General features: G+C 44.9%; 16 protein-coding genes. 11 read left to right on the forward strand and 5 right to left on the reverse strand.

Translation table 11 applies throughout. The features are described from left to right. Positions 1-167 precede the first annotated feature (167 nt). The 8 genes from HUE98_RS04440 (at position 168) to HUE98_RS04475 (ending at position 8825) form a co-directional block, all read left to right on the forward strand. Complete coding sequence (locus HUE98_RS04440; protein WP_241422660.1) at positions 168-467, forward strand: ACT domain-containing protein; 300 nt, start codon at positions 168-170, stop codon at positions 465-467. 168 nt (positions 468-635) lie between these two features. Further along, positions 636-1994 carry a PFL family protein gene (locus HUE98_RS04445; protein WP_241422661.1) on the forward strand — a complete coding sequence of 453 codons (1359 nt, stop codon included), beginning with the start codon at positions 636-638 and terminating at the stop codon, positions 1992-1994. Between the two features lie 281 nt (positions 1995-2275). Further along, a complete protein-coding gene (locus HUE98_RS04450) occupies positions 2276-3949 on the forward strand; it encodes a spore germination protein (RefSeq protein WP_241422662.1) in 1674 nt (557 codons plus the stop codon). Then, positions 3939-5060: a GerAB/ArcD/ProY family transporter gene (locus HUE98_RS04455; protein ID WP_241422663.1), complete on the forward strand. Its 1122-nt coding sequence runs from the start codon at positions 3939-3941 to the stop codon at positions 5058-5060. Before HUE98_RS04450 ends, HUE98_RS04455 begins: the two co-directional genes overlap by 11 nt. Further along, positions 5057-6244, forward strand: coding sequence for a Ger(x)C family spore germination protein (locus HUE98_RS04460; RefSeq protein ID WP_241422664.1), 1188 nt, complete (start codon positions 5057-5059; stop codon positions 6242-6244). Before HUE98_RS04455 ends, HUE98_RS04460 begins: the two co-directional genes overlap by 4 nt. Positions 6245-6336: 92 nt before the next feature. Further along, entirely contained in the window at positions 6337-6555 is a 219-nt protein-coding gene (locus HUE98_RS04465) for a hypothetical protein (protein WP_241422665.1), read from the forward strand. A gap of 186 nt (positions 6556-6741) precedes the next feature. After that, on the forward strand, positions 6742-7533 hold the full coding sequence (gene arsM / locus HUE98_RS04470; protein WP_241422666.1) for an arsenite methyltransferase: 792 nt from the start codon (positions 6742-6744) through the stop codon (positions 7531-7533). Between the two features lie 182 nt (positions 7534-7715). Next, the gene (locus HUE98_RS04475) at positions 7716-8825 is read left to right on the forward strand and encodes an alpha/beta fold hydrolase (RefSeq protein ID WP_241422667.1); all 1110 of its coding nucleotides are present in this window, start codon (positions 7716-7718) and stop codon (positions 8823-8825) included. A gap of 113 nt (positions 8826-8938) precedes the next feature. On the opposite strand, the gene HUE98_RS04480 is transcribed toward HUE98_RS04475, so the two are convergent. The 3 genes from HUE98_RS04480 to trhA all read right to left on the reverse strand — a co-directional run bounded on the left by HUE98_RS04480 (position 8939) and on the right by trhA (position 10458). Next, positions 8939-9352 (reverse strand): secondary thiamine-phosphate synthase enzyme YjbQ, encoded by a 414-nt coding sequence (locus tag HUE98_RS04480; protein WP_241422668.1) that lies wholly within the window; start codon positions 9350-9352, stop codon positions 8939-8941. Positions 9353-9366: 14 nt separating this feature from the next. Then, the gene (gene dmpI, locus HUE98_RS04485) at positions 9367-9570 is read right to left on the reverse strand and encodes a 4-oxalocrotonate tautomerase DmpI (RefSeq protein WP_241422669.1); all 204 of its coding nucleotides are present in this window, start codon (positions 9568-9570) and stop codon (positions 9367-9369) included. A gap of 234 nt (positions 9571-9804) precedes the next feature. Beyond that, entirely contained in the window at positions 9805-10458 is a 654-nt protein-coding gene (trhA, locus tag HUE98_RS04490; RefSeq protein ID WP_241422670.1) for a PAQR family membrane homeostasis protein TrhA, read from the reverse strand. Between the two features lie 250 nt (positions 10459-10708). On the opposite strand from trhA, the gene HUE98_RS04495 reads away from it, so the two are divergent. The 3 genes from HUE98_RS04495 to HUE98_RS04505 all read left to right on the forward strand — a co-directional run bounded on the left by HUE98_RS04495 (position 10709) and on the right by HUE98_RS04505 (position 14370). Further along, complete coding sequence (locus HUE98_RS04495; RefSeq protein WP_241422671.1) at positions 10709-11968, forward strand: amidohydrolase family protein; 1260 nt, start codon at positions 10709-10711, stop codon at positions 11966-11968. A gap of 202 nt (positions 11969-12170) precedes the next feature. Then, positions 12171-12557: a desulfoferrodoxin gene (locus HUE98_RS04500; protein WP_241422672.1), complete on the forward strand. Its 387-nt coding sequence runs from the start codon at positions 12171-12173 to the stop codon at positions 12555-12557. Positions 12558-12876: 319 nt separating this feature from the next. Then, positions 12877-14370: a complex I subunit 5 family protein gene (locus tag HUE98_RS04505; RefSeq protein ID WP_241422673.1), complete on the forward strand. Its 1494-nt coding sequence runs from the start codon at positions 12877-12879 to the stop codon at positions 14368-14370. On the opposite strand, the gene chbG is transcribed toward HUE98_RS04505, so the two are convergent. Both chbG and HUE98_RS04515 read right to left on the reverse strand, forming a co-directional pair. Continuing rightward, positions 14367-15137 (reverse strand): chitin disaccharide deacetylase, encoded by a 771-nt coding sequence (gene chbG / locus HUE98_RS04510; protein ID WP_241422674.1) that lies wholly within the window; start codon positions 15135-15137, stop codon positions 14367-14369. The genes HUE98_RS04505 and chbG overlap by 4 nt on opposite strands. Positions 15138-15476: 339 nt before the next feature. Next, the gene (locus tag HUE98_RS04515; RefSeq protein ID WP_241422675.1) at positions 15477-16763 is read right to left on the reverse strand and encodes an L-lactate MFS transporter; all 1287 of its coding nucleotides are present in this window, start codon (positions 16761-16763) and stop codon (positions 15477-15479) included. Positions 16764-17301: the final 538 nt, after the last annotated feature.

Here is a 17301-nt window from a genome sequence, read left to right on the forward strand (position 1 = left end):
AATAGAAAAAAATGAAAAAAAGGGATAAAATATATAAGTATACTCCGGTATTTCTGTCATATTAGCGTGCGGTTAGAAGCTTGCCATTTTAATGGGGAGTAGTTCATGAATGAAATTATTATCTTTTGTATTATTAATAATTATTATATAAGGAGAGGTTCAAAAAAATGTCTCAATTGAAAGAAAATCCCAAGGGAAACCGTATAATTGTCAGCATCATGGGCCCGGACCGTGTGGGAATCATCAGCGGTGTAACCGGAGTGCTGTCTGATAACAGTATTAATATTCTAGATATCAGCCAAACCACGCTGCAGGAATTTCTGGTTATGGTCCTGGTAGCCGATATGGAAAAGAGCAAGGTGGACCTGGCCACTTTAAAGGAGCTTCTAAATGCTAAAGCCAAAGTGATTGGAGTCCGCATTGATGCTCAGCATGAAGATGTGTTTAACTTTATGCATCGGATTTAACCTGCAGCTGCCGGCTGTTTACTTTGATAAGCTCGTATTATTAGGGAAACTCGATGAAATTTTCAAGGGTTCATAGAACTATTTAAGCTTTTTACAGCGGTTTTATGATATTACTGGGAAGTTTGCTATTTATACAGAATTGTACTTAAATAGAGGAGTGGAGACAATATGCTTACTATACAGGAAATAATGGAAACCATAAAAATGGTGCAGGAGGAAAACCTGGATATCAGGACCGTTACCATGGGGATCAGCCTTAGAGACTGCAGCCATCCTAATTCCAAAACTGCCTGTACAAAAATTTATGATAAAATCACCCGCCTGGCGGAAAACCTGGTAAAAACCGGGGAGGATATAGCCCGGGAATTTGGGATTCCCATTGTCAATAAACGGATTTCCGTAACCCCCATATCTATGGTGGCGGAATCCAGCAGAGTCTCCAGCTACCTTCCCTTTGCAGAGGCCATGGACCGGGCTGCCCGGAACGTGGGGGTAAATTATATTGGAGGTTTTTCTGCTTTGGTTCACAAAGGATTCACCAATGGTGACCGGGTTTTAATTGACTCTATTGCCCAGGCCCTTTCCAGCACCGAAACTGTCTGTTCTTCGGTGAATGTGGCCACTACCAAGGCCGGAATTAACATGGATGCCGTATACACCATGGGTAAGGTGATTAAGGAGACGGCCCGGCTCACCGAAGAGCGGGATGGATTGGGCTGTGCCAAGCTGGTGGTCTTTGCCAATGTTCCTGAGGACAACCCTTTCATGGCCGGGGCCTTTCACGGGGTGGGGGAACCGGAGTGTGTAATTAACGTGGGGGTAAGCGGCCCCGGGGTGGTCAAGAGCGCCGTGGAACGGGTAAAGGGTGCAGAATTCGGCATTCTGGCGGAAACCATCAAAAAGACGGCTTTTAAAGTGACCCGCATGGGGGAACTGGTGGGGCGCACCGCTGCGGAGCGGTTGGGGGTACCCTTTGGAATCGTGGACCTATCCCTGGCGCCCACCCCGGCGGTGGGGGACAGCGTGGCGGATATTCTGGAGGCCATGGGTTTGGAGCGCTGCGGTACCCACGGTACCATCGCCGCTCTGGCCTTGTTAAACGATGCAGTGAAGAAGGGCGGAGCCATGGCTTCCTCCTACGTAGGGGGCCTTTCCGGGGCTTTTATCCCGGTCAGCGAGGACTCCGGTATGATCCGGGCGGTGGTAGATGGCGCTCTGACCATGGATAAACTGGAGGCCATGACCTGCGTATGTTCCGTGGGCCTGGACATGATTGCTGTCCCCGGGGATACTTCTGCGGAGACAATAGCAGCTATCATTGCTGATGAAATGGCCATTGGAGTTATCAACCAAAAAACTACGGCGGTGCGCATCATCCCGGCGCCGGGCAAAGAGGTAGGGGATTTTGTGGAGTACGGGGGCCTTCTGGGAAGAGCACCGGTCATGGCGGTAACCCCCTTTCCTTCTGATGAATTTGTGAAACGGGGGGGAAGGATACCGGCACCAATTCATAGTTTAAGCAATTAATAAATGGAGTAAGCTAATATCTGTTAGCACATAAAGGCAAAGAAGAATAAAAACCTTATAACACATTTGAGAAAACGTCCGATAACTCGGGCGTTTATTTGTTTTGGTTTGCTCCGTTGGACCCGGCTTGGCGTTAAAAGAAATAGTACATTTCGAAAGAAAGTTTAGAATAGCTTTTCTTAGTTTAGTTATACTAGTATAATAAGTAAATTTTTATATGATTTCATTTAACCTTCATATTTAAAAATATCAGTATTTGTTGTCAGGAGGAAGCAGAGAGCGTGAAATTTATTAAGCAGCTGAGCCGTTTGTTTCCCCGAAAAAAACAGGATAGTTCAAAAAAGAGTAAAGATAGGAAAACAGACAAGGGCTCACGCATGGACAGGTTGGACATCTCTCAGCTCAGGGACCTGACTGTAAAAGAGAAATTAAAAACAAAGCTTCAGGATAACCTTTCCCTGGTGCAGCAGTATCAAGGTAACAGTTTGGGCCTTAAAATAAGGGAAATCAGAATCGGCCCTGATAATATTAAGGCGGCAGTCATATTTATTGACGGCATGGTGGACAGTGTATCGGTAGACGAGTTATTGAGTTCAGTTTTTATCAGCAGCATGAAGTCAAAGGAACTGCCGCCCCTTGGAGACCCGTTCTTGAAGTACCTGCAGGAGAAGGTCATACCTTCTACCATGGTGGAAGAAGTTACTGAACTGAATGAATTCTTTGACAGGGTTTTAATCGGGGATACCGCCCTGGTCATTGACGGCCTGGACACGGCCCTGGTGGCAGAGACCAAGGGCTGGAAAACCCGGGCTATTGACGAGTCCGATGCGGAGATAAGCATCCGTGGCCCCCGGGAAGCCTTTGTTGAGAGCATCAATGACAATCTTTCACTGCTTCGCCGGCGCATCCGGGTGCCCCAGCTGTGGGTAGAAAAATTCACCGTAGGCAGCCTGACCCGGACCCAGGTAGCCTTGGTGTACATAAAGGGGCTGGCAGGGGAAGAGATTTTAAAAGAATTGCGCAGCCGTATAGAAAAGGTTGACACCGACTCAATTTTGGACAGCGGCCAGTTGGAAGAATTCATAGAGGATACTCCCTTTACATTGTTTCCCCTTACTCTCCGTACCGAGCGGCCGGACCGGATTTCAGCGGCGCTGCTGGAGGGGCAAGCAGCCATAATTGTCGACGGCACTCCCTTTGCGCTGACAGTACCTATTACATTGTTTACCCACCTGCAGGCCCCCGAAGACCATTTTGAAAGGGTTCCCGTGGGTTCTTTTATCCGGGTGCTCCGTTTTGCCGCCATAGTACTTGCCCTTTTCCTTCCGGGAGTTTATGTTGCCGTGGTAAATTTTCACCATGAACTGATTCCCACGGACCTTTTTTTGAGAATCGCCTCTAACCGGGAGGGGATTCCCTTTCCCATAGTGGTGGAAATGCTTATCATGGAGACTGTTTTCGAACTTCTCCGGGAATCAGGGGTAAGGCTGCCGGCGGCCATCGGTCCCGCCGTCAGCATCGTGGGAGCCTTGGTTTTGGGGGATGCCGCCATCCGGGCCGGTATCGTTTCCCCCCCGGTGGTAGTTGTGGTGGCCCTGACGGCTATTGCCTCCTTTGCGGTGCCCAACTTTGCCCTGGGGCTTGCCATAAGAATCCTCCGCTTCGGTTTCATTTTAATTGGAAGCGTTTTTGGCTTATTCGGGATCCAGTTTGGTTTTTTACTGTTAATTGTCCACCTGTGCTCCCTTCGCTCCTTCGGCATCCCTTACATGAGTCCCTTAGCGCCTCTGATTCCCAGGGACCTGAAAGATTTCATGTTTCGAATTTGGCAGTGGGGCTTTGTTTACCGGCCCAAGCTGACGGGTTTTAGAGAGCCTATCAGGAAGAGCCCCAGGCAGGCCCGCAGTTTTTTTAAGTTATTTCCCCATAGAGAGGAAGGTCAGGATGAGGATTGAAAAAATATCCAACCGGCAGTTCATGTTTATAGTATTTATGATGCGGGCTACGGTGGTAATTGCTACCCTGCCGGTCCTTACCTCATCCGATGCCGGGCAGGACGCCTGGGCATCGGCCCTGCTGGTATTGGTGGGCACTTCACTCCTGGTAATGTTGATTGCGGGCCTGGGGGTCCGCTTTCCGCACTTAAGCGTGGTGGAAATCAGCCAGACCCTGCTGGGGCGTTCCCTGGGGGCCCTGGTATCCCTGGTGCCCCTCTGGGCTTTTCTGCACCTGGCTGCTATTGAAGTGCGGGTTTATTCGGAAATGATTATAGTAAATTTCCTTCCGGATACCCCCATCGTTTTTTTGACGGCGGTCATGATTTTGGTGGCGGTGGCGGCAGCATTTTCAGGGGTAGAAGTGATAGGGCGCATGGCGGATTTTGTATTTCCCATATTCGTTATAATGCTGACCTTGAGCGTGACTACACTGTTTTTCGCGGCAGAATTTACAAATTTACAGCCGGTACTGAGCCGGGGCTTTGCCCCGGTTCTTATCGGGAGTATCGTCCCTACTGCCGTGGCGTCTGAACTGCTGGTCATTGGAATGCTTATCCCCCACTTGAACAGCCCTGAAAAAGCGGTGTCCAGCGCTTTATGGGGAGTGTTGGGAGCCTCCCTGGTTTTAATCGTGATTTCAAGTATGGTGGTAGCTACACTGGGCCCCGACCAGAGCATGCGGGCGGTCTTTCCTTTAATTAAAGCCATAAGGTCGGTGCGTATCAGTGAGTTTTTGGAAAGGGCGGAGATTCTGGTGGTTTTCAGCTGGGGATTTGGAATTTTTGTAGCTTTGTCCACCTTTGTTTACTCCGGGGCCCGGGGTTTGTCCACCCTTTTTAAAATCAGTGATTACCGGCATATCCTTCTGCCCATGAGTGTTTTTTGGATAGTGCTTTCCATTCACGACTTTGAGAATGTCTTCCAAATTCGCTCCCTGTTTGCCCCAGAAATTATGGGCCCCTATGGTCTTCTTATGATACTTATCCCATATTCACTGCTCTGGTCGGGATATTTAATTCATAAAATCGCCGGTAAAAATCCGCAGGATGCCCGGGAGGGAGAGCGATGAAAAGAAAATATGCCGTTATAATTCTGATTCTTAGTATGCTTTTTAACTCCGGATGCTGGAACCGGGTGGAACCGGAGGAGATTGCTTTAATCATGATGGTTGGCTTTGAGCAGGATGAAGAGGGAGACGGTTTAAAAATATTTGTACAGTCAGCCAATCCCCCGAAGGTGGGGTCGTCAGAGGAAGGGGGTAGTGGTTCACAGGGTGAGTCCACCTGGACAGCATCTGCCACCGGCCGCACTGTCTCTGAAGCCTTAAATAACCTGGCTAAGAAATCCACCCGCTTAATAGACCTTTCTCACATGGGGATAGTGCTGTTTTCTGAGGATCTGGCCCGGGAGGGGATAGCGCCTTTGATGGATTTTTTTGACCGGGAAAGGCAGAGCCGTTTGATTACACAGCCCATGGTGGTGCAGGGAGACCTGCAAAGGGTCATGGAAGCCGATTTTGTTACGGAAGAGACCGCAGCTTCGGCTTTGACCCGCCTGCATGTTGTGGCCAGGGAAGAACTGGCGGTTTCACTGGAGATTCCCTTCAGGGTGATTTTAAGCCGGTTAAGTCAGCCGGGATGGGAGATAGTGGTGCCCAGGCTCAGAGAGGTGGAGCCGCAGGATGGGGAACCGCCTCCGGAAACACCCATGGAAATTGACGGACTGGCAGTTTTCAAAAAAGACCGTATGATGGGGTGGTTAAACAGTGCGGAAACCCGGGGGTATAACTGGATTGTAGGTAGAATAACCAGGCCCATATATGTTTTTGAAAGCCCCACCGGGCAGGGGGAGGAGATTTCGGTGCAGATTCACCAATCTTCTACCCGGCTGGAAGCGGTGACCCGGGGAGAGGAAATGGCAGTTGTAGTAAATGCTGTGGTGGAGGGACGCATTGAGGAAACCACTTCTGATAAGGAATTTTTATCTGCCCAATCAGAACTGATTGATTCCATGAACCGCCGCCTGGCCCAGGCGGTGCGCAACGATATCCAGGCAGCCCTGAAAAAGTCCCAGAAGGAATTTGAATCGGATATTTTCGGTTTCGGCAACCTCATCTACCGTACCCGCTTTCAAGAGTGGGAGAAGCTGGAGGATCGCTGGGATGAGATTTTCCCTGATCTCCAGGTGGAGGTATATGTAGAGGCAGATGTGCGCCGCTCGGGCCTGGTGAAGGACCCGTTGATTATACGGTAGAAGGGGGTAAGGAGGGTTCGTTTGAATAAAATAAAATACTGTGAATCAGGAGTATTTTAAGAAAAATTAAGATTTAGTGGGAGGAAATTTAAATGACAATAGCAGCCGTAATTATTGCCGTCATTATACTGCTGATGTTACAGGCTCCATCTCTGTACATATATAAAAAATGGAAGGAACTGGCTGTATTTCTTTTTCTCTGGGCCTTAAGCACTGTTTATACCCTGCTGGTAGTTACCCCTGTACCGCTGCCCGCCCCTTCCAGTTTAATTACTGCCGCCATGACTTATCTAACAGGTTTCCTATTTTGAAATTATATTCTTTTAAGGGGTGTCAGTGGGACTAAAAATCTATATATTGCATAATGCATGGACACCTAATTTAGCAATGGATAAATTGAGCTTTACTAAATATTCGTTCCTTGAAAGGAAAAGAGCGGTTTTTTAACGAAATAATATATTATATTATTGTATTAAATTTTACAGGAGGTTTTAATAATGGACAGTAAAGATAAAGATATGAGGAAAGAAGTGGAAAAGATGTACAGCAAAATTGCCAAAGAGGAAGCGGAGTCATGCTTTCCTACTTCCTCCTGCTGCGAGAAGGACTTTTCCTCTGCGGAGTATGCGGAAAAGCTGGGATATTCTGCAGAAGATATCTTATCACTGCCCCAGGGAGCCAATATGGGCCTGGGCTGTGGTAATCCCCAGGCTATAGCCTCATTAAAGCCCGGGGAGGTTGTCCTGGACCTGGGAAGCGGAGGAGGGTTGGACTGTTTTTTGGCCTCGGGAAAGGTTGGAGAAGAGGGAAGAATCATTGGAGTAGACATGACTTCGGAGATGTTGGAAAAGGCTCGTAAAAATGCAAAACAGGGTAATTACCAAAACGTGGAGTTTCGGCTGGGAGAGATTGAGAACCTGCCGGCAGCTGACAATATGGTGGATGTGATTATATCCAACTGTGTGGTGAACCTTTCCACCAATAAGCCCAGAGTATTTGAGGAAATGTTCAGGGTCTTAAAGCCGGGGGGACGGGTGGCAATGACGGATATGGTGGCAACCTCTCCTATTCCCGATATTTTTTTGGATGACCCAAATCTTTATTCCTCCTGTATCACCGGTGCCAGCCTGATCAAGGATTTGGAGCAGATGTTAAGGGGAGTGGGTTTTCAGGAGATTAAGATAACACCTAAGGAAGAGTCCCGGGACTTTATTAAAGACTGGACCCAAAGTTTGAAAGCTGAGGATTACGTGGTGTCTGCTACCATTGAAGCAAGAAAGCCCCTTTAAGATATGGTATAATATTTGGGAAAGATTTCTTTTGTATAACCATTACGAATCTTCTCTTTCCTGATTATGTCTCAATTTCCCTAACTTTTACTCAGGAGCAAATAAAAAAACTGTCTCCTTTGTGTTTTGGAATATAAATTATATAAGCATTTTTATTATTTTAAAAAGGGGATTGAATATCTGTGAAGAAAGCCTTTTCTTTTCTGGCCAAGTTTGTGGTGGTACCTGCAGTCTTATTGTTAATTTGCGTGATAGTTATTTTTTCGCTGTACACGGGATACCAAAGGTATCAGAATGTACAAGCCTTTGGTATTGATACACCGGAGGGAATTCAGTCTTTAGAACAGGTCACCCTGGGGGAGGTGGAACAGTGGATCTCCATTCGTGGGCATGACCAAAATAATCCGGTGCTGCTCTTTCTACATGGGGGCCCCGGCTCTTCGGTAATTCCCATAGTAAGACATTTCAATTCTGGCTTGGAAGAATATTTTGTGGTGGTAAACTGGGACCAGCGGGGTGCGGGGAAATCTTATAACCCGGACATTCCTGTGGATTCCATGAACATAGAGCAGTTTGTTTCCGATACCCTGGAACTGACCCATTTGCTTCAGGAGCGCTTTGAGCAGGAAAAAATCTATCTTATGGGGCATTCCTGGGGCACCATCATTGGTACCCCGGCAGTTCAGCAGCAGCCGGAGCTTTATCATGCTTTTATCGGTGTAGGACAGGCTGTAAATTTTAAAGAGGGAGAGAAGATCTCTTATAATTACACCCTGGATGCGGCCTATCGCTTAGGGGATGAAAAGGCTATTCAACAGCTGGAAGATATTGGTCCTCCGCCATACCTGGGAGATGATTTCCATAACAGGATAGTGGTTCAGAGGACTTGGCTGCAAAAGTTCGGCGGGCTTGATTATACGGAAAGAAATCCAACTCGGTCCGATATAAATTATGTTTGGCTTTTCTTAACAGCTCCCGAGTACAGCCTGGGAGACACTGTAAACATGCTCAAGGGAGGTCAGTTTTCCTTCAGGGCTTTATGGGAGCAGCTTCACCAGTTTAATTATATTGAAGAGATCCCCCGATTGGAGGTCCCTGTATATTTCCTCATGGGCAGGCATGATTATGTAACGGTTTTTGAGCTGGTGGAAGAGTATTATGATAAGTTGGAGGCCCCCCATAAGGAGCTTATCTGGTTTGACAATTCTGCCCACAGTCCTAACTTTGAAGAGCCGGAGCGTTTTGTGGAAGTGGTGACTCAAAAGATTTTACAGGATAACCAAGGTGGGTGACCCCGGTAACGGCTATTAAAGAATTTTCCCCGGGTGGGGAAAAAAGAGATAAATATGGGTTCTTTAAAAAGGCGGGGCTTTCCTTTAGAAATAGAGGAAGCCCCGCACTTTGTTTACTCTCCCATCACCTTAATGACCAGGCGCTTGGGACGGCGGCCGTCGAATTCCGCATAATAGACCTGCTGCCAGGGGCCAAAATCCAGCCTGCCTTCCGTTACCGGGATAATCACCTGGTGGCCCACCAGGATGTTTTTAAGGTGGGCATCTCCGTTGTCTTCCCCGGTGCGGTGGTGTCGGTAGTCCGGACCATAGGGAGCAAGGCGTTCCAGCATATCGTCGATGTCCTGGATAATACCGTCTTCAGCGTCGTTGATGTATACCCCCGCCGTGATGTGCATGGCTGCTACCAGCACCATGCCCTCCTGAATTCCGCTTTTGGCCAGTGCCGATTCTACCTTGTGGGTAATATTTATGTATTCTTTTCTTTTGGTGGTGTTAAAGGTTACGTATTCCGTATGAGCTTTCAAAGATTCACCTCTTTTTACAGTGTGCCTTCCCTCTTTTTTTTCTCCAGGAGAAGTTCTCCTCCTACTCCTACATTTTCCGGGCCTATTTCGTGAATATAAACTACGAAGGCGACCTCAGGGATATTGGTAACCCTGCTGGCTGTTTTGGTGAACTCTGCTACTATTTCGGCTTTTTGTTCCCTGGTCATTTTAGGGGCATTGAAGCTTATGGTCGGCATATTTTTTCACCTCCAATTTGATGGGTCTTTACTATTTTCTATAAAGGACAGAAAATTCCTGCCAATATTTGCAAATTGTAACCTTGCTGGCTGTTCTGCTGCCAGATAGCCGGAATCTCCTTCTTTAAAGCTCGAAGAGGTTAAGGGGGAGCAGCTAAATGGTTGACGAACTAGACAATGTGTAATATAAATGAGAAAGAAGAAAAAAACAGCTGGCGCTGTTTTTTGCAGTTGTTAACGCAAAAAGAGGATGTAACGGTACATCAGCCAGTAGTGGCAAAAACTTCCGGCCAGGACAAACAGATGAAAAATCTCGTGGAATCCAAAAAATTTTAAATTTAATTTTGGCCATTTCGTGCCGTAGATGATGGCACCAATACTGTAGAGAATTCCTCCTAACACCATCCAGGCAATTCCTCCAGTGGGGATAGCCCGCAGCAGGGGTATAAAGGCGATCACAATCAACCACCCCATGATGATATAAAACAGGGTGGACAGCCATCGGGGAGCATTGAACCACAGCACTTTCAAAATGATTCCTACAATGGCGATTCCCCAAATGCTTCCCAGGAGGCTCCATCCCCAGGCACCTCTCAGGGGAATTAGACAGATGGGGGTATAGCTTCCGGCAATCAACACATAAATCATAATGTGGTCAATGCGTCTAAGCAGGTCGGTCCCTTTTTCAGAAATGAACAAAAGATGATACAGAGTACTGAAGGTGAAGAGTAGGATAAGACTGGCTCCGTAGATAGAAAAAGACACAACGTGCCAGGGGGTTGCGGTCACTGCCGCATAGTACACCAGCACCACCAGTCCTATCAGGGACATGATAGCGCCAAAGAGGTGGGAAAAACCGCTCACCGGATCTTTTAATTTTTTCAGCATGGCGACCTTCCTTTAAAGATTTTTTTAATAAAAGCGGTACTCCTCAGAGGGGTTCTTGACCTTAGAGGAGGTTATAAAAGGCAGCATTTAACATTGGATAGGAAATAATGAATATTGTAAAAGTCATTTTTACTAAGTTGTGGTTTTTATTATACCCCGAATTGGAAAGATAAACAATCAAAAATGGGCTGGATTATTAGAATGATTAACTAAAAGCATGAAATATGATCTTGGAAAGAGGGGATTACATTTGAAAGTATATAAAGTGGGTCAAGAAAAACCGATGCAAATAACGGGCAAAGTTTTAAAAAGATTCGTAAGAGATAATTCAAAGGATATAAGAGGAGATTATAGTACAGTAGAAATTCAAATAAAGGAAGGGTTAATACACAGCATCAAGGTTCCTTCCCCGGGGGCAGGTAAGGAAATAGCTCAAGGGGCGGATAAAGTGGTTATCCCCCCGGATCACGTAATTGTGCCGGCTTTTGTAGACTGCCATGTTCATCTGGTGCTGGATGGGATTTTGGGTTTTAGAAAGTTTATCGGGCCGGTGTCCGATGATGTTTTGATACAGAGGCTTAAAATGATTCTTCATGCTGGGGTGGCGGCAGTCAGGGATGGTAGTGACCATTATAATACCGGTATGCAGGCGAAAGAGCTGTGTCAAAGTAATAATTTAAAAAATCCCAAGGGCTTTTATCCTAAAGTAGTTACTACAGGTTGGGGCCTTTACCGGGAGGGACACTATGGCTCTTTTTTGGGACAGGGGGGCATCAAGGAATTTCAGGAGGTGAAACAACGGATTGCACTGCTTAAAAAAGCAGGGGTAGATCAGTTGAAAGTTGTGCAGTCAGGACTGGTCAGCTTTACTGAATACGGGAAAACCGGGCCGGCTCAATTCACTAAATTGGAAATGAAGGAAATAGTGAAGATTGCCGGGGAATTTGATCTGCCGGTGATGGTACATGCCTCCTCGGATGAAGCGGTGAGCATTGCGGTGGAGGCGGGAGTACATACGGTGGAACATGGTTATTTTATGTCTCTCCAAACCTTGGAACTAATGGCGGAAAAGGAAGTAGCCTGGGTGCCCACCGTAGCCCCGGTGGCAGCAGCCTTGAAAGAGGTTCAAATCTTGGGCTTGGAAGGTTCTAATGGTAAAGTCAAGCCGGAGGTGCTGGAGAAAACTATAGAAAATCATTTGGAAAAAATTAAACTGGCCCAAGAGATAGGAGTAACCCTGGGTATTGGAACTGATGCCGGTTCTCCAGGGGTGAGTTGGCAGCAGGGCTTTTGGCAGGAAATGCAGTATTATGCCAGGGCAGGCCTTTCCGCGGAAATAATACTGGAAATAGCTTCTAAAAATGGCTCCCATCTGTTGGGATTGTCTGGGGAAATGGGAAGCATAGAGGTAGGCAAAAAGCCTTATTTTGTTAGTATTAGTGAGGAGTCTTTAAAAGATATGAAAAACTTCCAGGGACCGTCTTCCATAATAGTCCCTGATGGGTGTTAAAAATCCATATAAATATAATAATAAGGCGGCTTTTAGAAGATTAAAAGGTATTGTTAAGAAGATTACACAATTATTACCCTTGCATAAAATCTGTCAGTTTGATATTCTTTATTAAGTAACTATATTTCTCCGGAAAATGTTAGCAACAGGACCAAAATTCCTCCCCGGAGAGAGGGAGAATTGAAAATGGAGGTGTATAAAAATGACAGAATTACTGCAGATTTATAAATGTAAGGTGTGTACTAATATTGTAGAAGTTATACATGCCGGACAAGGTACTCTAGTTTGCTGCGGAGAAAATATGGAACTTTTAACAGAGAACACGGTAGATGCTTCTTACGAAAAACATGTTCCTGTGATTGAAGTGAGTAACGGTGAAGTAAAAGTTAAGGTGGGAAGTGTACCTCATCCCATGGAGGAAAAACACTTTATTGAATGGGTTGAGTTAATGGTAAAGGGAAAAGTATACCGGCAGTTTCTAAAACCCGGTGATGTTCCCGAAGCAGTATTTCAGGTAAACGCCGATAAAGCCCAGCTTACAGCTCGGGAATACTGTAATATTCACGGACTGTGGAAAGCAAAAGCATAATTTTTTGAAGCTTATAAATGTCAGCAGCACTATTGGTAAATATTTGTTAAGTCTATATAATTAATCCTCCTAAATATGGGAGGATTTTTTTGTTTTCAGTGTCAGTGAATGATTAAGAATTCTACATAAAGGAAGGAAAATGTTGTTTTAATGAGGAATATAAAGAATATTAGGAATATATAACTTTTTTTAATGCTGAGTTGATTATATAAGTTTTTTTATCATGTCATGTTATGTATTTTTTGAAAATAAGCATGATTAAAGGATTTAATTCAAAAAGAGTGAAAGGGCCATGAAATATGAAAAGGAGGAGACCGTTATGTTGTGGTGGTTACCTTTAACGGCAGTGATGGTACCTGTTTTAGGGGCTTTCATTATTGGTTTTATCCAGGAGGATAAGCAAGCACCTCGAAGTAAGGTGGCAATTATTACTGTGTTAATTAGTTTTGTGGTGGTTCTTTTTAATTTTAAAAATATTGCTGCCGGCGGCGCTATGGAAATGGTTTTTTTCAGCCTGGCTGGAGCGGAGTTTGTTTTACGGGCAGATGCTTTTTCCGCCGTGTTTGCCCTGGTCTGTAATTCTTTATGGATTTTAAGCATTATCTATGCTACCGGATATATGGAAGAGCACCTGAATCACCGGCGTTTTTTTACTTTTTATGTTCTGAACCTGGGAGTTGCCTGCGGCATTGCCTTTTCGGGAAATTTGTTTACTTTGTTTATTTTTTATAAATTGCTGACACTTACAACCTTTCCATTGGTAGCCCACAGCCAGACAGCGGAAGCTCGAAAGGCCACCATGAATTATGTTTATTATTCTGTGGCCAGTGGAGCCATGATTTTATATACTGTGATTATTTTACAGAACTTTTTAAACCAGGGTCTTCTTTCAGAGCTGACCTTTACCCCCGGTGGGGTTCTGGGGACATTATCCGTTGATTTGGGCTATACTATGCTTCTAGCCTTTGTAGTAGGATTTTTGGGTTTTGCCGTTAAAGCTGCTATGATCCCCTTCCATCCATGGCTTCCCGGCGCCATGGTGGCTGTGGCTCCAGTCAGTGCCCTGTTTCACGCTGTTGCTGTAGTAAACACCGGGGTTTTTGGCATTGTGCGGCTGGTATATTATATCTACGGGCCCGACTGGGTGGCTGCCTCGGGATTGTATCTTGCGTTAGTGTTTTTTGCTGTTATTACCATGATTGTGGGTTCCTGCAGGGCCTTAGTCGAGGATCAATTAAAACTTCGATTGGCCTATTCAACCATCAGCCAGATGGGCTACCTTACTTTGGGTGCTGTACTCCTGATGCCTGCCGCTTTAACTGGAACCATGCTTCACTTTTTCAATCATGCCTTTTTAAAAATTACCTTGTTTTTCTGTGCGGGAATTATTATCAGTATGACCGGTAGGACCAAGATCAGCCAGCTGGGGGGGATAGGGAAAAGATATCCCCGGACCATGTTTACCTTTTCCATTGCTGCATTAGGATTGGTGGGGGTTCCTCCAATTTGCGGCTATTTAATAAAATTGTACTTACTTAGGGCAAGTATAGAAATAGGGGGAGGATTTGAAACTGTTCTGATTATTTCCTTAGTAATAATGAGTGCCATACTAAATGCCATTTATTATCTGCCCATAGTGTTTAAAGCCTTTTGGGGAGATAGCGATTTTGGGGAAGAGGAAAAACTTCCCAAAGAAAAACCGCTGCTTCTTTATCCAGCCATGTTTTTGGCCTTCTGCTGCATACTCTTAGGATTATTTCCTGCCTTTATTACGATTCCCCTGGCAGAACTTGTGGTTAATAGTGTTTTCTAACATCTATTAATATTGAGACTTTTAAAATTAATAAGTTGAATATTTAGACTGTAGATTAGTTCCTTTATTTCCTTAGAGCAAAGCACCTCCAGTTCTTTTTGGCGGGGATCCTGGTATGAGCTTTCTGCAGTAAAATCATTAATAAAGCCCGGGTGGCACATAACTTCAACAGCGCTTCCGGGGCTTTCTGTGTTTAACTCAGTAAGAATGGAAACAAGATTATCCACAGTTGCATCTTCCCCAAAAAAGCTGGAAACAAAGAAGTCTGGAGTTGGGATGTGCATCCTTTGGAAATAAGAACAGGTATTTTTATCCACATGCCTCAGGGGAAGCCTGTATTTTCCGGCCAGTTCTACCATGACCTCCAGTACTACCGGATGAAAATGCAGATGATGATGTGCATCCATATGAGTAGGAGAAATGCCCAGATTCATTAACTTATCTAGCTGTGCGGCAATTTCTTTTTGAACCTCACTCTTTTCAACTTTTTGCTGGTAAAAACTATCAGGTTCCCAGAATATCCCTGCTTCGCTCAAGAGTCCTGGAATATTCTCCGCAGAGGAAACCGGCCTGCCCCGGGTTAAATTTACATGGAGTCCTACCCCCAGTTCCGGTTCCTGTGCTGCCAACTTAGCAGCTTCTTCACAGTATGGTTGATTTACCATTATGGTAGTGCTGGTAACAATTCCTTTTCGGAAGGCATGAATAACACCTTTATTGATTCCTGGGTCGTAACCAAAGTCGTCAGCGTTTACTATTAATTTCATGTAGATTCCTCCATCTAAAGATATATTATTCCAGTAAAGAGCATTAAAAATGTAGTAAGTAAATGTAATATCACTCCAGACAAATTAAAAGGTAAGTATTTATAATAGTGAACTCGTTTCAACAAGCTAAAAACACCGGGGAATCTGGTGAAGACTCTACTCCACCAGTTTTTAAGCCCCACCTACGCTAACCCTTAGAGGTAGGGGTCTTATACTTAATAAAAAGAGATAAAAAAGCCGCCGGGATGTAATAACTCGGCGGCTTTTTTAAAAAAATATTCTCTGTTACGGTTAATCGATGCTCTCTTCTTTGTTAACCCATGAAGTTAGGATGCCAAGTTATCGGGCTTTGACAGCTTTACCAGTCTTAGCGGGTATTGGTGCATCTTCATGAATCTCCTTGGGAGCTTTCATAGTTACAGCCAGAATGATACCGACAATACTGAGTACAGCAGAAATTGTATAACTTAAGCCATAAGCACCGGTCATGTCCCGAACGATTCCTCCTACCAGCGGGCCGAAGACGCCGCCGCCGCCCCAGGCGGTGAAAACCAATCCGTAGTTAACACCCAGGTTTTTAATGCCAAAGTAGTTAGCTGTAATGGCCGGGAATATGGTGAGCATTCCACCGAAAGCAAAGGCAACCAAAGCGGTACCAATAAACAAGGGGACTGCGGTGGTAAAGGTTCCAAATACGACAAAAACAATAACTTGCAGGATAAACATTGCTACTAAAGAGTTTTTGGCCCCCAGTTTATCGGCAATAATGCCGCAGCCGATTCGTCCGCCCCAATTAAATAGGGCATACATAGAAATAAGCCAAAAAGCCAGGTTCTCAGACAGGTTTGCCTGCTCTACTCCAATAGAACGCAGCTGGCCGATAATAAGAAGACCGGCAAAGGTGCCGATACAAAACATGGCCCATAATCCAAAAAATTGAGGAGTTTTGACCATTTGTTTCCATTCCCAATCCACAACCACACCCTTGGCCTTAGCTGCATACTTATGGGCAATGCTTTTGGGAGGAGGTTCTGGAACAAAGCCTACGGGGGGGTTAGATATAAACTGAGCCAGTACCACAATGACGATACCATAAGCAACACCTAAAATGACAAAGGTTTGTGATAGGCCGTATTGTGCCAGGAGGAACCTGACCAGGGGAGCTACATAGATACCAGCCAGCCCGAATCCACTGACCACAATACCAGACATGAGGCCTCTTTTATGAGGGCCAAACCACTTTACGGCTGCAGGAGTCGGGGCAGCGTAGCCAAAGCCCATGGCCAGACCGAAAATGATACCAAAAGAGATTGACAATCCCACAGGGGTAATTAAATATCCGGATAAGACCATACCTATCAGGGCCAGTACACCGGCTGAGACAATAACTGTCCTGGGGCCAATCTTGTCTTGAAGACTGCCACCTGGAACCATAGACACTGCAAAAATAAAACAAGCGATCATATAAGGGATTTGGGATTGGGTTGCTGTCCAGCTGTAAGGATCGTTAACTAGAACTCCCTGGAAAGCACCCCAAGAATAAAGTACCCCCAGGGCCAGGTTTACACCCATCCCTGCCATAGCGACAATCCATCCCCTGTTACCTACATCTTGAGTTTTAGACATATTTTCACTCCTTCTTTTTAGGTAAGTAAATAAGTAATACTTTTCCTGCAGCAATGCTTTAAGTATGGCTTATCACTCTGCAGTAAAATTATACATAAACGATTTTAAAATATCTTATAAAGTAAGGTTATAAGGACCCTGATAACGCCAAAAAGTGTGACTGCAGCGAGCCTGTGTAATTTGCTGAATTATCATTAAAAACCGTAATTTTCCAAGGGCACCTCCTTTTTTAGTTAAAATAATACAATATTTGCAATATTAATATTATTAATAAAACTTTTTTACAATTTACATGAATAATAACTCCTAAATGTAACCTGAAAAATCCCTAATTAATCACCCCCTGGATTTATATTTTAAAACTTACAATGTTGATTTAAAAAAAGAAAGCGGATATAGAGGTTTTAGATATTTAGCGGATAGTAAGATACCTGGAAAATATTCAGAAAATTACAAAAACTAATCATTTATTCTCTAATGTTAGAATGGATTTGAAACACAAATCTATGAAAAGCTTTTGGTATATTTTATTTTCGAT

The sequence above is a fragment of the Candidatus Contubernalis alkalaceticus genome, from assembly GCF_022558445.1.
Taxonomy (GTDB): Bacteria; Bacillota; Dethiobacteria; order SKNC01; family SKNC01; genus Contubernalis; species Contubernalis alkaliaceticus.